General features: G+C 49.2%; 11 protein-coding genes. 8 read left to right on the top strand and 3 right to left on the bottom strand.

What is annotated here, in order from left to right:
- Nucleotides 1-182: 182 nt before the first annotated feature.
- The 5 genes from H579_RS0122040 (at nucleotide 183) to H579_RS0122020 (ending at nucleotide 6345) form a co-directional block, all read left to right on the top strand.
- Nucleotides 183-1364, top strand: a complete 1182-nt coding sequence (locus H579_RS0122040; protein WP_245583345.1) for a polyamine ABC transporter substrate-binding protein — start codon at nucleotides 183-185, stop codon at nucleotides 1362-1364.
- A 555-nt stretch (nucleotides 1365-1919) separates the two neighbouring features.
- Nucleotides 1920-2837, top strand: coding sequence for a homocysteine S-methyltransferase family protein (locus tag H579_RS0122035; RefSeq protein ID WP_028302455.1), 918 nt, complete (start codon nucleotides 1920-1922; stop codon nucleotides 2835-2837).
- 112 nt (nucleotides 2838-2949) lie between these two features.
- Nucleotides 2950-3765: a transporter substrate-binding domain-containing protein gene (locus H579_RS0122030; protein ID WP_028302454.1), complete on the top strand. Its 816-nt coding sequence runs from the start codon at nucleotides 2950-2952 to the stop codon at nucleotides 3763-3765.
- A gap of 407 nt (nucleotides 3766-4172) precedes the next feature.
- Entirely contained in the window at nucleotides 4173-5399 is a 1227-nt protein-coding gene (locus H579_RS27110; protein ID WP_036567172.1) for a cystathionine gamma-synthase family protein, read from the top strand.
- Between the two features lie 67 nt (nucleotides 5400-5466).
- Nucleotides 5467-6345, top strand: coding sequence for a LysR substrate-binding domain-containing protein (locus H579_RS0122020; RefSeq protein ID WP_028302453.1), 879 nt, complete (start codon nucleotides 5467-5469; stop codon nucleotides 6343-6345).
- A gap of 132 nt (nucleotides 6346-6477) precedes the next feature.
- Here the strand turns inward: H579_RS0122020 and H579_RS0122015 are convergent, their stop codons facing one another.
- Together H579_RS0122015 and H579_RS0122010 are read right to left on the bottom strand one after the other, a co-directional pair.
- Nucleotides 6478-7920, bottom strand: a complete 1443-nt coding sequence (locus H579_RS0122015; protein WP_028302452.1) for an NAD-dependent succinate-semialdehyde dehydrogenase — start codon at nucleotides 7918-7920, stop codon at nucleotides 6478-6480.
- 324 nt (nucleotides 7921-8244) lie between these two features.
- Nucleotides 8245-9039, bottom strand: coding sequence for a crotonase/enoyl-CoA hydratase family protein (locus H579_RS0122010; RefSeq protein WP_036567170.1), 795 nt, complete (start codon nucleotides 9037-9039; stop codon nucleotides 8245-8247).
- A 225-nt stretch (nucleotides 9040-9264) separates the two neighbouring features.
- Here H579_RS0122010 and H579_RS0122005 point away from each other — a divergent pair, with 225 nt between their 5' ends.
- From H579_RS0122005 to H579_RS0121995, 3 genes are all read left to right on the top strand, one after another.
- Nucleotides 9265-10113: a hypothetical protein gene (locus H579_RS0122005; RefSeq protein WP_245583344.1), complete on the top strand. Its 849-nt coding sequence runs from the start codon at nucleotides 9265-9267 to the stop codon at nucleotides 10111-10113.
- 582 nt (nucleotides 10114-10695) lie between these two features.
- Nucleotides 10696-12051: an omega-aminotransferase AptA gene (aptA, locus tag H579_RS0122000; protein ID WP_036567168.1), complete on the top strand. Its 1356-nt coding sequence runs from the start codon at nucleotides 10696-10698 to the stop codon at nucleotides 12049-12051.
- 223 nt (nucleotides 12052-12274) lie between these two features.
- A complete protein-coding gene (locus H579_RS0121995; RefSeq protein WP_028302448.1) occupies nucleotides 12275-13765 on the top strand; it encodes a CoA-acylating methylmalonate-semialdehyde dehydrogenase in 1491 nt (496 codons plus the stop codon).
- Nucleotides 13766-14755: 990 nt separating this feature from the next.
- On the opposite strand, the gene H579_RS29545 is transcribed toward H579_RS0121995, so the two are convergent.
- Nucleotides 14756-15828: hypothetical protein (locus tag H579_RS29545; RefSeq protein ID WP_211224780.1), on the bottom strand; the 1073-nt coding region annotated here is incomplete at its 5' end.

The raw sequence follows: 15828 nt of genomic DNA, 5'->3' as shown, positions 1-15828 counted from the left end.
GTTCACTCACTCTGTTCTCCAACAGAGGGTTTGATCTTGCCAGTAGGCAATTATCTACTCGAACTCTAAACCCTGTTTTCCAGGTATGGGTCTCAGGTGCAGAGTTTCTCCTTCGGCTATTTCGCTGCTTGTCCCTGCGGGCGAAATAGTCTTCTTTTGCCGAGCTTATGCTGGAGAAAACCATGGCAATGCAAACAATACAAAAAGAAAGCAATGCACTCGCAACGGAAACCGTGCGAGCAACAAACCAAACAAGCAGAGCAAAAAACGCTCTGATGATGACTGCTCTAAGTGCAGTTTTAGTTGCCCCGATAACGGTGAATACCGCATTTGCTGCCGAAGAGAGGGTGGTGAACTTCTATAACTGGCCGGATTATATCGATCCAGCAGTGATCAAAAGCTTTGAACAGGAAACCGGTATCAAGGTCAATTATGATGTCTATGATTCCAATGAGGTGTTGGAAGCTAAGATGATGACCTCGGGCTCCGGTTATGATGTGGTGGTACCGGCAGGCTCATTTCTGGAGCGACAAGCCAAGGCGGGTATCTATACCCAGATTGATCGCAGTAAGTTGAGTAACTACGGCAATCTTGATCCTGGGCTGTTGGACAAGATCACTGCCCATGATCCGGGTAATCTATATAACGTGCCTTACTCCTGGGGTACGGTGGGCCTGGGTTATAACGTCGAGATGATCAAAGCCCGTGTCGGTGATGTGCCAACCAATACACTGGATCTGATTTTTAAACCGGAACTAGCGGCTAAGTTTGCCGACTGCGGTATCAGTATTCTGGACTCTCCTGCTGAAGTGACGTCTATTGCGCTGAACTATCTGGGCTTAGATCCTAATTCTGAGAAAAAGTCTGATCTGAAAAAAGCATCTGCACTGTTAAAAGCGGTACGCCCTCACTTTAAACAGTTTGCTTCCAATAAATATATTGCGGATCTGGCCAATGGTGATGTTTGTTTGGCTCTGGGTTATAACGGTGATATCGGTCAGGCACAGATGCGTGCAGATGAAGCCGGGCAGAATGTTCAGCTGCAGTATGTGGTACCCAAAGAGGGGACGCTGGCATGGTTTGATCTGATGGCGATTCCAAAAGATGCACCTCACCCAGAAGCGGCTTATCAGTTTATTAACTATTTACTGAAAGGACAGAGCGGTGCGGGTATTGCTAACTATGCCTTCTTTGCGGTGCCTAATCTGGCTGCAGATGCTTATCTGTTGGATGAAGTGAAAAACGACCCCAGCCTTTACCCACCGGAAGCGATTAAACAGAAGCTGTTTACGCAAACCGCGCATAGTGCCAAGTATGATCGTTTGTTAAGCCGGGCCTGGAGCAATCTAAAGACCAACCGTTAATGGTATAAGGCTAAGTAAGCATACAGTACTTTCCCTGCATAAAGCCCGTATCTTCCGGCCGTATCGGTTGCGTTAGTGGTCGGATTTGTCATTCCGGTGTATTCCGAGAGGTTGGCATTAATATCACTGCTGAGGTCATCGTCAAAGCCAAACTGCTAAATCAACTGCTGATTGCCATTTAGTACTATCACTGAAGTGAATATGGGGCGCACGACTGGTGTACCTAATTTACGTATTTTTTACACCTGGAAAGATAGCGTTGAGCCATTACAGAGAGTCAATATTTACTGCAATTAATATATTAATTGATAGGTGCTATTTTTTTAATAGATGGTGTTTTTAATTCGTTGTATTTATAAAGTTATAGTTATTATGTTGGTTTTTAGTGTTTTTGATGTGTTACAAAAGTATTTAATTTTATTAACATGGGCGGGTGTATTGTTGGTCTTGATATATACCTAAATATATTGCGCTATGTTATTGCCTTAAGATGAAAGCCGTGTCGTTTTGATGGGGCTATATTTTTTTAGGCCTTAGTTCTAAGGAATACTTATTGTGAGCAGTTGTAACATCACTATTCTTGATGGTGGCATGGGGCGGGAGCTTGAACGTCGCGGTGCCCCTTTTCAGCAACCGGAGTGGTCCGCGCTGGCTATGATTGAAGCCCCGAACATTGTAAAAGAAGTCCACAAAGACTTTATACGCAGTGGTGCCCGGGTGATTACCACAAACAGTTATGCTCTGGTGCCTTTCCACATTGGTGAAACCCGTTTTGCTGAGCAGGGTAAGACTTTAGCTCAATCAGCAGCGCGAGAAGCCCGTGCAGCAGTACAAGAAAGTGGTGAAAATGTTCTGGTGGCCGGTTCTATTCCACCTCTTTTTGGTTCCTATCGTGCTGATCTGTATCAAGCCGATAAGGTCATTGATATAGCGACCCCTTTGGTTGAGGCTCTATCGGCGGATATCGATCTGTGGTTGTGTGAAACGCAAAGCCTGATTGCTGAAGCCAGCAGTATCAAGACCATTATTGATCAACATAACCCGCAGAATAAGCCGGTTTGGTTGTCTTTTACTCTGGAAGATTCTGAACAGACAGAGACGCCTCTGCTGCGCTCCGGTGAAACGGTAGCTGAGGCAGTGACTACAATGGCTAGGGCCGGAGTCAGTGCGATCCTGTTTAACTGCAGCCAGCCAGAAACTATTGCTGATGCGATTGTCGTGGCCCGTAAGACTCTGGATGACTTGGAGCTGACGGATATTCAAATCGGTGCTTATGCCAATGCTTTCCCGCCACAGCCAAAAGACGCCACGGCCAATGATGGATTGGATGAACTACGTGCAGACTTGACTCCTCAATCTTATCTGGAATGGGCGAAGCAGTGGCAATCGCAAGGGGCCAGCTTAATTGGTGGCTGTTGCGGCATCGGTCCTGAGCATATTGCTCAATTATCGACACATCTAACGTCAGCCTAAAGCGCATCTTTTTTCACTCTTTTCAGGGCAAAACATACGATGGTCGTCTCTTATGGGGCTGGGGCATCGTTGATGAATGTTTTGTTTTGTCATTTTTTTAAGGACGTTCTACATGGAAACATTACTGAAGAACCTGTTACTGAGCACAACTCTGGCTGGTGCCGCTTTGACATCTGTTGCAGCTCAAGCCGCTACAGATAACTCTGCAATCAATAAAATTCAGGAAACGGGTGAGCTTAGAGTCTGTTTTGAAGCGGGTTATGTCCCCTTTGAAATGAAGGCAAAAAATGGCCAGTTTATCGGTTTTGATATTGATATTGCCAAGCATATGGCTCGTTCCATGAAGGTGGAGTTTGTACCGGTAAATACGGCCTGGGACGGCATTATTCCTGCTCTACAGACTGGTAAGTGTGAAGTGATTATCGGTGGTATGACGGTGACGCCACTGCGAAATCTTCAGGTATTGTTCTCTGATCCGTATCTGGAAATCGGCCAGACCGTGCTGCTGTCGCCTAAGTTAAAAGAGGTGGTGAAGAGCTATAGAGATCTGAATAATCCGAAATATACGATCTCGTCTCAGTTAGGTACAACAGGTGCTGAAGCTGCGAAGAAGTATCTGCCAAAGGCAACCCTGAACCTCTTTGAAACTTCTGCAGACGCGGCACTTCAGGTTAAAAATGGTAAGGCGGATGCCTTTGTTTATGATCTGCCCTATAACGCAATCTATGCCGCAGAGCATAAAGAGAGTGTATTTCACCTCAACACTCCATTCACCTATGAGCCTTTGGGCTGGGCAGTACGTCACGACAGCGTAACCTTTGTTAACTTTTTGAATAACTATCTGAAACGGATTAAAGGTGATGGCACTTACCAGCGTATCTACAGTAAATGGTTTGAGTCTCATACCTGGATGAAAAACATCCAGTAATACTGGTTGAAGGCAGGACAGAAAAAGCCGGTTTGATACCGGCTTTTTTTATGTCTTCTGTGATTGCTTTAAAGGTAAGTTATCAAATTATTCTGACTATATATTGATAAAAAGGTTTTTATCAGAGAATTAGCCAATTTTTAGCAACAATACACTTTTCACCTGCTGGCTTCAATCGCATACAACTGTGATTATGGTGTAAGGTATTAAAAAATAATGCCCTTAGGGTTGTATTGCATCGTTACTGAATATTGTTTGTTTTCGCTATATTGATGCCGAAAATTTCAAGGAGCGGAATAAAACTTTTAGGGCAAGGCTCATCATATTTTCAGGTTCTCAGGGAGGAGGCTATCGAATCATTGTTGTCTTGCTATGTTTTTCAAATGCGATATGAGGTAATCACATCCATGAAGACTGAAAAAAAGACAACGGGCCAGGTTATGAAAGGTGATAGCACCCGGGTTGTATGGGGTGGAGAGCAAGACAGCTTCCCTTATCGTGCGACTCAGGTGCCGATTGTTACCAGTGCTGCCTATGCCTATGATGATATTGATGTATGGCATGACGTGGCTCAGGGGGGGGCACCGGGCTTTATCTACAGTCGCATGTCGAATCCGACGGTGGAAGCGCTGGAGCAGAAGCTGTGTGAGCTTGAATCGGCGCAATCTGCAGTAGCCTTCAGCAGCGGTATGGCGGTGATCAGCAGTGTGCTGTATAGCTTCTTATCTCAGGGTAAACGAGTGGTCTCAACTCGCGATAGCTATGGCGGCACCAATAAAATTTTTGAAGAGTTTTTACCCCGTATGGGGGTCGACGTTTGTCTGTGTGAAACCACTAACTATGCTGAAATTGAGCATGAAATTTTACAGGGTTGCGATGTTGTTTATCTGGAAACACCTACCAACCCAACCCTTAAAATATTGGATCTTGCTCGCTTAACTCAGGCTGCCAAACAGGTTGGGGCATTGGTGATTGCGGACAACACTTTTGCGACACCATTAAATCAGAACCCTCTGTTGTTTGGGGTAGATATTGTTCTGCACAGTGCAACCAAATTTTTAAGTGGCCATGGTGATGCTATGGGGGGGATCGCTTGTGGGGCAGAGGCTTTGATCAGTCAGGTACGTCACTATCGGGAGATTAATGGTGCGTCGCTTGACCCTTTTTCGGCCTTTTTAATTCTAAGAGGGATTAAAACGTTGGCATTAAGGGTGCGGCAGCAACAGGCTAATGCGCTGGCGATCGCTGAGTTCCTGCTAACGGAGCCTTTGGTAGAAACGGTCAATTATCCTGGTTTACCGTCTCATTTGAATCATAATATTGCCTGTGAACAAATGCGTGGGTTTGGGGCAATTGTCAGTTTTGTCTTGCAGGGCGGTATGCCAATGGTGACTGAGCTGTTACCGCAACTGAACTATGCGCACTGTGCTGGTAATCTGGGGGCGGTAGAGACCATCTATGGCCCGGCAAGAACGACCAGTCATGTAGAAAATACCCTTGAAGAGCGTCAGGCTCTGGGTATCTCTGAAGGCTTGGTTCGTATTTCTGTGGGTATTGAAGATAGTGAGGATCTGATTGCTGACCTACAGCAAGCATTCTCTCATCTGCGAGAGTTATCGTCATCGCTCCTGTAATGCAATTTTTTGTTTCAGGCTTTGTTATCCTTTAGTCTATGCATTCTTTAGAATACGCAGGTGCCTCATGAGTCAGAAAACTTTACCGCCTTTAAACTGGTTACGTACCTTTGAGGTCTCTGCGCGCCATTTGAACTTTACCCGAGCTGCAGAAGAGCTTTGTATTACTCAGGGAGCAGTCAGTCAGCAGATACGTCTATTGGAAGAACATGTGGGAGTGACTCTGTTTATACGTCTGCCCAGGGGGTTAGCTCTGACGGAGGAGGGGCAGTCTTATCTGCCAGTGGTGCAGGATGCGGTATCTCGTTTAGCTGCCGCTACCAGCGAACTGTTTTCCACACAAGAGCGTCAGCCGGTGCGAATTAAGGGCAGTTTATCTTTCTTTGTTCTATGGCTGGCCCCAAAAATAAAAGCGTTTAAAGCGCTGCATCCTCAGATCAATATTCGCTATATCAGCAACCTTTGGGTAAAAGATATAGATGATGTATACGATGCTGAGATTCGTTGGGGTAGCGGTCACTGGCCAGGACTGGAAGCCTACAAACTGACACAGGATACGCTCTTTCCCGTATGCTCCCCTGAGCTGCTATCTGAATCTGTTATAGAAAAGCCGGCGGACCTTTTGAATCAAACGCTGTTGCATGTATTAGGGTATGAAGAGGGGTGGGGATATTGGCTGTCTATGGTGGGGGAAAGCCGTGTCGATTCCTCTCTAGGCATGCAGTTGGACACACTTGTTTCTGCTATCAGCCTGGCTGAATCGGGCGGGGGGATCGCGTTAGCACGATCGTCGATGGTGGGTAAAATGTTGGAAGAAGGCCGTTTGGTGGAGTTATGCGATCATCGTATTCCTGCCAGTGAATCCTTTTATGTTGTAAAGCGGGCAGGAGAAATATTACGCCCCGATGCTGAGCTGTTTTTCTCCTGGTTGGTGAATCAGGGGTGATCCTCTGATCTATGTGTATGGTCTCCTTTTTGGTTAATCGTATGCAATACTGGTGCAAAAGGATGCACCAGTATTGACCATCGCGTGGCAAAGTTTCTGTAGAAGTTTGCCAAGATCCCTGCTGGGAGAGGTTTAAATCCCACCCATCATCATATATTTGATCTCAACGTAGTCATCGATACCGTACTTGGAGCCTTCACGGCCAATACCGGATTGCTTCACACCACCAAACGGGGCGACTGTGGTTGAGATAATACCTTCGTTAATACCCACCATACCGTAATCCAGACCCTCACCGGTACGCCATGCGCGACCCAGATCTTTGGTGTAAACGTAAGCAGCGAGACCAAACTCGGTATCATTGCCCATGGCAATGGCTTCTTCTTCGGTAGAGAAGCGGAAGATCGGAGCTAGCGGGCCAAAGGTTTCCTCACGGGCAACCTTCATTTCGGTGGTAACATTGCAGATCACGGTCGGTTCAAAGAAGCTACCGCCCAGGTCGTGGCGTTTACCACCGGTAGTGATGGTGGCACCTTTGCTGACGGCATCAGACAGGTGATCTTCAATTTTCTCAACCGCCGCAGCGTTGATCATAGGGCCTTGAGTCACGCCCTCGTCCATGCCGTTACCTACTTTCAATCCGTTAACGGCAGCGGTGAGTTTTTCCACAAACTGATCGTAAATGCCGTCCTGAATCAGGAAGCGGTTGGTGCAGACACAGGTTTGACCGGCGTTACGGTATTTAGATGCCAGAGCACCGGCTACCGCTGCATCCAGATCCGCATCATCAAAGACGATAAATGGCGCGTTACCACCCAGTTCCAGAGATACTTTCTTCACGGTATCGGCACACTGACGCATCAGCAGCTTGCCGATATTGGTGGAGCCGGTAAAGCTCAACTTGCGTACCTTGTCATTGCCGGTCAGCTCACCACCAATGGCAATGGCGTCACCAGTCACCACGTTAAAGATACCAGCAGGGACTCCGGCTTCTTCTGCCAGTACCGCCAGTGCCAGTGCAGAATATGGCGTGTCTGGCGCAGGTTTCACAACAAACGGGCAGCCTGCTGCCATCGCTGGCGCGCACTTACGGGTGATCATCGCCGTAGGGAAGTTCCATGGTGTAATTGCGGCAACCACACCAATGGGTTGCTTAATCACAACCAGGCGGGCATCGGGTTTGTGAGTCGGGATAATATCGCCGTAGATACGCTTGCCTTCTTCAGCAAACCATTCCACAAAGCTGGCCGCATACATGATCTCACCCTTGGCTTCTGCCAGAGGTTTACCCTGTTCCATGGTCAGGATACGGGCCAGTTCATCGGCATTTTCTACCATCAACTCAAACCAGCGACGCAGAACGCTGCTGCGATCCTGTGCGGTACGAGCCGCCCACTCTTTTTGTGCCGCTTCAGCCGCATCAATGGCCTGACGGGTTTCATCGCTGCCCAGCATAGGTACGGTACCGATCTTCTCGCCAGTCGCTGGGTTAAAAATTTCCTGAACTTCGCCGTTAGGGCTGTCGATCCAGCGGCCATCAATATAAGCCTGCTGTTTAAAAAGTTGGCTAGCCATTATTGGTCATCTCTGTTGGGTGGTTTTCATTATGTTATGCATGTCTGTTCTGAGCTTTTGCTCAGTCAGATTGATTGTGCTGTTTGCAATATATCATATGGTTAACATGTTAAGTAATGTCGTGGGGGATATTTTGTCGGGGATATTTTTTATCGGACCACTTATAGAGAAATGCTCTTGTTGGTTTTGAAGCGTATATGAAGGGGGATTCGGTGCAGAAGTACTGGATAAGAGAAGTCCGTTGAGCAAGGGAAATCAAGCAGCCAGGTCAGAGTGTTCCCATGCTGCTATGATCAGGATTGAATCAGGTGGGCGCAAAAAACGTTACTTAAATTCGGGCGCACGTTTTTGCAGATTTGCTTGCACCGCCTCAATCTGGTTTGGACTGAACAGTAGGGTGCGTTGCAGGGCTTCTTCCTGGGCCAGGCTATCGGTGGCAGCAGAGTGTTCGGCATTAAACAGGCTTTTTACACCTCTTACGGCATCAGGGTTATTGGAGGCAATGGTGCGGGCCAGTTCGATAGCGGCTGATTCCGGGTGGACGGCCAGTTGGGTGCTCAGTCCCATCTGTTGCGCTTCCTCGCCTGAGATACGTTTGCCTGTCATGGCCAGCAGTTTCAACTGATCTTTGGCGGCGATGGATGCGCCCACCACAGAGATTCCCATATCTGGAATAATACCCCAGCGAATTTCCATTACAGACAGCTGGCTTTGTGGGTGAGTAATGCGGAAATCTGCACCCAGAGCAATTTGGAAACCACCGCCAAAGACATAGCCGTTTAGCGCTGCAATCACAGGTACTTCCAGCTGTTGCCAACCTACAACCACTTGTTGTACGTAGTTGCCCAACCAACCTTTTTCCTCGTCTTTGCTCAGTAGCTTTTCCACCGCAGAAGGATCGGCCATGACACCCTGAACATCCAGACCCGCGCAGAAGTGTTCGCCAGCAGCGGTCAGTACCACTGCTCGAATATCTGAGTTGCCAGCAATCTGCTCCTGAACGTCATGCAGGGCAGCAAAGGTGGGCATATCCAAGGCATTCATTTTTTCCGGGCGGTTAAAACGTACGATAGCGATATGCTGGTCGATCTCCAGCTCGATTCTGTCCTGAATATTCATAGGGTCGTTCCGGTTTAAACGGTTGTTTGAAATTTGCATTAACCCTAACAGAGTTCTTCACTCATGGCTACGTCTATATGTTGTTGCTTTTGGGGCTGCAGGTCTAAGCTGAATTAAGAGGGGATTTGAGGAGGGTGCGGTATGATAAAAATAGGCCATATAAGTGCAGTAGGCCATTCGGGCGCACTCCAGGGAAGAGTGAGGAACAGGGTAAGAGCATGGCTGTTGCCATTATTGCTGATATTTACTCTGGAAAGTTTTGCTCAGGAGATTGTCAGAATTATCCGCCCTCAGTCAGAAGAGGATGCCAGTCACCATTATTTCTCTGCATTACTTCAGCAGGCGTTGGATAAAACAGCAGCAGAGTATGGTTCAGCTCAGGCTCAGCCCACCCCTTTTGTGCTGGAGCAGGGAAGGGCAGAGCAGGCGCTAAAAGCCGGTCAGCATATTGATGTTTACTGGATGGGAACCTCTCTGGAGCGTGAGCAGGAGCTGGCGGCAATCCGTATTCCATTGCTCAAAGGCCTGTTGGGTTACCGTGGGTTGATCATACGTGAATCTGAACGCCTTTTTTTCTCTAAAAGAGTGAATTGGTTACGTCTGAATTTGCGCAGTATCTGCCAGGGAATGCACTGGCCTGATAGCGATATTTTGGAAAGCGGTGGGTTTAGGGTGATTCGTAGCGCGCGTTTTAAAAGTATGTTTGCCATGCTTGAGAACTTTCGCTGCGATATGTTCCCCCGTGGCATTCATGAGGGACCAGCTGAAGTGAGCGCCCATAGCCAGAATTCGGACAAATTAGGCTGGTTCGATCAATACCTGATCTACTACCCCTTCCCGATGTATTTTTTTACTAAGAAGGATAATGTAGTACTGACCGATCGCATTGCTAAAGGTTTAGAAATGATGATCGATGATGGTTCTTTTATGACCTTTATGCAGCAGCATCCTGTCACGCAGCATCTGTTTCCCTTGGCACAATGGCCAGAACGGGTAGAGGTTAAATTATTGAATACCCAGCTGCCAGCAGATACCGATATCACCGATCGCCGTTACTGGGTTGTGCCGGAGTAGCAATATGTTGCCTTGTAATTTGATGTTTTCCCCTGAATATACAGAATAGCTATCGCGTAAAAAGTAGTGGTAATCGAAGTGTCATATGGTGACGTGTAATAGTGTGTAATAGTTTTAAAAAATTATCTGTACTATAACTATAAACCGGTAGGGAGCCTAGCGGGTTGTGGGGGCTTGTTGGGCGAACTACCGTTACTTTCCTTTCAGTTTTTCTGCTGTTTTGTGTTTCTACTCTTTTTTGCTGTTACCGGCATCAAGCCTCCTTTTATTTGGTTCTATTGATACATCTTTTAAGGCTTTTCTGGGTTTGAGTCCTGAAGGTATTCGGCAAAACTACATTTCGCCCCTCGTAACAGGGCTGAGGTCTATCCAATCAACCGTCGGTTGCTCGTTTTAAAATTGCGATCTATTTCATCAGGTTATGAGTCACGGCTGCTATGGGTGTGCTATTGGGGGAGGGTATTATTCAAAGTTAACCTTTTAGTTAACTTTGAATAAATTATTTTGAATTTATTAAACTTAATCTACCTACCACAATACAGCCATCAACTGAAAAAACGTCGCTCCATTCAGAGGTGGCCCATGCAAAACAACAATCAAAATCAAGACCGCCAGCTACCTGCAGGCCTGACTCAGGCTCAGCTGGACGCCCACTGGATGCCATTTACTGGTAACCGTGAATTCAAAAAAGATCCTCGTATTATTGTCTCTGCCGAGGGTAACTATTATACCGACGCAGAGGGTCGCAAGATTTTTGACGGTCTTTCAGGTCTGTGGACCTGCGGTGCCGGTCATAGCCGCCCTGAAATTACTGAGGCTGTTAGCCGCCAGGTAAAGGAACTGGACTACTCACCTGCATTCCAGTTTGGTCATCCAAAGTCGTTTGAGCTTGCCCACAAAGTAACTGAGTTTATGCCGGAAGGTCTGAACCGTGTGTTCTTTACCGGTTCTGGCTCCGAGTCTGTCGAGACGGCGCTGAAAATTGCCCGTGCTTACTGGCGTAAAAAAGGTCTGGCGAGTAAAACCCGTCTGATCGGTCGTGCTAAGGGTTACCATGGTGTGAACTTTGGTGGCATCAGTGTGGGTGGTATCGGTCCTAACCGTGCCTTGTATGGTCAGGGTATCGATGCCGCGCATCTGTCACACACGATGTTGCCTGAAAACCGTTTTGTTGCTGGTCAGCCAGAAAAAGGCGCTCATCTGGCCGAGGAGCTGCTGGAGCATATCGCTCTGCATGATGCCTCCAATATTGCGGCTGTTATTGTTGAGCCAATGGCTGGTTCTGCGGGTGTGATTCCACCACCGGTAGGCTACCTGAAGCGTCTGCGTGAGATCTGTGATCAACACAATATCCTGCTGATCTTTGATGAGGTGATCACCGCCTTTGGCCGTATGGGTGCCAATACCGGTGCAGAAGCCTTTGGTGCGGTGCCGGATCTGATGACCACCGCAAAGCAGCTGACCAACGGTGTAGTACCTATGGGAGCTGTGATCGCCAAGCAAGAGATCTACGACACCTTTATGGAAACCGGTGGTCCAGAGTACATGCTGGAACTACCACACGGTTACACCTATTCCGCCCACCCAGTAGCGTGCGCTGCGGGTCTGGCTTCACTGGATATTCTGCAGAAAGATAAGCTGATTGAGCGTGTACAAAGTATTGCACCTCAATTCCAGGAGATGCTGCATAGCCTGAAAGGCACTCAATATGTCGCGGATATCCGTAACTATGGTTTAGCCGGTGCTTTGACCATTGAAGCGGCTCCAGGTGAACCTGCCTTGCGTCCTTACCAGATCGCTATGAAGTGCTGGGAGAAAGGCTTCTACGTGCGTTATGGCGGCGATACCATCCAACTGGGTCTGCCGTTTACCACAGAAGTGGAAGAGATTGATCGTCTGATCAACGCTCTGGGCGACTCGATCAAAGAGCTGGATTAAGGCATCAAAGAGTTGGACTAAAACCAGCCGCTTGATCCTGGCAAAGCCGGTCTAATTCCAAACGAAAAACAGAATTTGATGCCCGTGCGCTTCCAGTGTGTGCACGGGCCTTCAAAAGGGCTGTGGTTTTGCCTTTTTTGTCCAGATTTGTGTCCAAAAAGGCAAGCAAGTCAGTTAAGCCCTGATATGTAACGTGCAAACAAATAGAAAAGAGAAGACCACAATGACTATCGTTGGCCACCTGATTAACGGTGAAATCCGTACCGATGCTGAACGTCTGCAAGATGTATTTAACCCTGCTACGGGCCTGGCAACCAAGCAGGTTGCTCTGGCAACTAAAGCAACCGTAGAAGAAGCCATTGAAGCCGCACAAGCTGCTTTTCCGGCTTGGCGTAATACACCGGTAGGCAAGCGTGCTGCGGTTATGTTCCGCTTTAAAGCTCTGCTGGAACAGCACTCTGACACCATCTGCAAAATGATCGGTGAAGAGCACGGTAAGATCGGTCACGATGCGGCCGGTGAACTGCAGCGTGGTCTGGAGAACGTAGAATACGCTTGTGGTGTGGCTGAGCTGCTGAAAGGTGAGCACAGCCGTAACGTAGGTCCAGGTATCGATTCCTGGAGTGAGTTCCAGCCTCTGGGTGTTGTGGCGGGTATCACGCCGTTTAACTTCCCTGCGATGGTGCCACTGTGGATGTACCCGATGGCGATCGCCTGTGGTAACACCTTTGTACTGAAGCCATCTGAGCGTGATCCATCCTCGACGCTGTTTATCGCTCAGCTGCTAAAAGAAGCCGGTCTGCCTGATGGTGTGATGAATGTGGTTAACGGTGACAAAGTCGCTGTTGATACACTGCTGACTGACGAGCGCGTTAAAGCCGTTAGCTTCGTAGGTTCCACACCAATTGCTGAATATATCTACAGCACCGCAAATGCCAACGGTAAGCGTTGTCAGGCACTGGGTGGCGCGAAAAACCACGCCATCGTAATGCCTGATGCGGATATGGATAACGCAGTTAACCAACTGCTGGGCGCGGCTTTCGGTTCTTCCGGTGAGCGTTGTATGGCTCTGTCTGTCGCTGTTGCTGTAGGTGATGAAGCGGCAGATGCACTGGTATCCAAGCTGAAAGAAGCGATGAAACCACTGAAAGTGGGTGCTTACAGCGATAGCAGCAATGATTTTGGTCCTGTGATCACGCGTCAGCACCAAGAGAAGGTTGTTGGTTATATCAACAGCGCTGAAGCAGACGGTGCCACTATCGTTGTAGACGGTCGTAATCCACAGGTTGCGGGCTACGAAGACGGCTTCTTTGTTGGCGCGACGCTGATCGACAACGTGACCACTGCGATGAACAGCTACCAGGAAGAGATTTTTGGTCCTGTGCTGCAAGTGGTACGTGCTAGCTCTATGGAAGAAGCGATGCAGATGATCAATGATCACGAATACGGTAACGGTACTTGTATCTTTACCCGTGACGGTGAAGCGGCGCGTTACTTCTCTGATCATATCGAAGTGGGCATGGTGGGTATCAACGTACCTTTGCCGGTGCCTGTTTCTTACCACAGCTTCGGTGGTTGGAAGCGCTCCCTGTTTGGTGATCTGCACGCTTACGGTCCAGATGCCGTTCGCTTCTACACCAAGCGTAAGACCATCACTCAGCGCTGGCCTTCCAGTGGTGTACGTGAGGGTGTGAGTTTCTCATTCCCTAGCTAAGCGCTGGATCGACTTATGGCATCAAGCGTGGTTTAAATGGAAGGAAGCCTGGTATAGAGGCTTTTGAAGCCCGCAGCTTGATGCCCTAAGCATTGCTTTCTTATTGTGTAACGTTGCTTAACGCCAGCTTGTGTCTTGTGATAGCTGGTGCCTTGTCAGAGTGCTTTACCCAGTGACTCTGGCAGATTCTGCTTTTTGCATTATCTTTTTACCCTGCACTACTCGCTCTGATCGTCTGCATCCCAATAGCGAAGCACCCGTTCGCTAGGCTAGATCGGAGCACCTTTAACGGGATATACCCGCTTGCGGTTATCCCGTCTTTTTTGATCTATATCATACCTCTCAGAAAATTAATCGCTTGGTCTATAACCTTTGGACAACTGGTTAGGGTTGTTTTCAGGTTGTAATCTGTCCATAAGTGTTAAAAGAATTATATTTTTAGATTTTTTAATTAGGGGCATGAAAATGGCTGACCCAACCGATAATAATGACAATACGTCACCTACTCAGGACTCGAATGTCAACGATGAAGCGATTCTTTTTGATGAAGCGACGGTTTTAAGTCGTACTGATGAAGAGAAGAAAGAAGAAGACGAGATTGATAATTCTGAGGCGGTTGGGGCAGGTGACGAATCTGGTAATGAAAATATTCAATCTGAATCACCAGATGAAGCTGCAGCTATCGCTCAAACTGTTACTGAGGGTAGTCTTGGTGGAACAGAAGGACTTGATGATGGCATTGGATTAGAAAGCAACCCTGTCAATGTTGGCAGTGGTAATGATACGAGTGATGGTAATCAAAGGTCTGTGCCGGAGGAAGATTCCCCTGCCCCCGATGGGGCTGCCGATGCTGGTGCTTCATCTGAAGTATTGAGCGGCAACTCAGAACCTTTCATTGATGATTCAATCACTCCCCTGGAAGGTACTATTGAGCAAGAGGGGATTGACTCTAATCCTCAAGTGAGCGGAACGCCCTCTCAGATAGATCCTTTAGCAGAAACGGATGATTCGGATGCAGATGCTGACGCCGATGCCGACGCCGATGCCGATGCCGATGCCGATGCGGACGCCGATGCCGATGCGGACGCTGATGCTGATGCTGATGCTGATGCCGATGCGGACGCTGATGCGGATGCTGATGCGGACGCTGATGCCGATGCCGACGCCGACGCCGACGCCGACGCCGACGCTGATGCGGATGCGGATGCCGATGCCGATGCCGATGCGGATGCCGATGCCGATGCCGATGCGGATGCGGATGCGGATGCGGATGCGGATGCTGACGCCGACGCCGATGCGGATGCCGATGCCGATGCCGACGCAGATGCTGACGCGGATGCGGATGCGGATGCTGACGCTGACGCCGATGCCGATGCCGATGCCGATGCCGATGCCGATGCCGATGCCGATGCCGATGCCGATGCCGACGCCGACGCCGACGCTGATGCGGATGCGGATGCGGATGCGGATGCGGATGCCGATGCTGACGCCGATGCTGATGCCGATGCGGATGCGGATGCGGATGCGGATGCGGATGCGGATGCGGATGCGGATGCCGACGCGGATGCGGATGCGGATGCGGATGCTGACGCCGACGCCGACGCCGATGCGGACGCAGATGCTGATGCCGATGCCGATGCCGATGCGGACGCAGATGCTGATGCCGATGCCGATGCCGACGCAGATGCTGACGCCGATGCCGATGCTGATGCCGACGCCGACGCCGACGCCGACGCCGACGCCGACGCCGACGCCGACGCCGATGCAGATGCTGATGCTGATGCCGACGCGGATGCCGATGCGGACGCGGACGCGGATGCGGATGCGGATGCTGATGCCGATGCTGACGCGGATGCCGACGCCGACGCTGATGCCGATGCCGATGCCGATGCCGATGCCGATGCGGATGCGGACGCAGACGCCGACGCCGATGCCGATGCCGATGCGGATGCGGATGCGGATGCCGATGCGGATGCCGATGCGGATGCCGATGCTGACGCCGATGCGGATGCGGATGCTGACGCCGATGCCGATGCCGATGCGGATGCGGATGCGGATGCGGA

Source organism: Oceanospirillum beijerinckii DSM 7166 (assembly GCF_000422425.1).
GTDB classification, from domain to species: Bacteria; Pseudomonadota; Gammaproteobacteria; order Pseudomonadales; family Halomonadaceae; genus Oceanospirillum; species Oceanospirillum beijerinckii.
This window is presented reverse-complemented; position numbering and strand designations above follow the sequence as displayed.

What these genes read in the sequence shown, in the direction of transcription:
- H579_RS0122040 (WP_245583345.1), top strand. Translation starts at nt 183, where the DNA reads ATGGCAATGCAAACAATACAAAAAGAAAGCAATGCACTCGCAACGGAA.
- H579_RS0122030 (WP_028302454.1), top strand. Translation starts at nt 2,950, where the DNA reads ATGGAAACATTACTGAAGAACCTGTTACTGAGCACAACTCTGGCTGGT.
- H579_RS27110 (WP_036567172.1), top strand. Translation starts at nt 4,173, where the DNA reads ATGAAGACTGAAAAAAAGACAACGGGCCAGGTTATGAAAGGTGATAGC.
- H579_RS0122020 (WP_028302453.1), top strand. Translation starts at nt 5,467, where the DNA reads ATGAGTCAGAAAACTTTACCGCCTTTAAACTGGTTACGTACCTTTGAG.
- H579_RS0122015 (WP_028302452.1), bottom strand. Translation starts at nt 7,920, where the DNA reads ATGGCTAGCCAACTTTTTAAACAGCAGGCTTATATTGATGGCCGCTGG.
- H579_RS0122010 (WP_036567170.1), bottom strand. Translation starts at nt 9,039, where the DNA reads ATGAATATTCAGGACAGAATCGAGCTGGAGATCGACCAGCATATCGCT.
- aptA (WP_036567168.1), top strand. Translation starts at nt 10,696, where the DNA reads ATGCAAAACAACAATCAAAATCAAGACCGCCAGCTACCTGCAGGCCTG.
- H579_RS0121995 (WP_028302448.1), top strand. Translation starts at nt 12,275, where the DNA reads ATGACTATCGTTGGCCACCTGATTAACGGTGAAATCCGTACCGATGCT.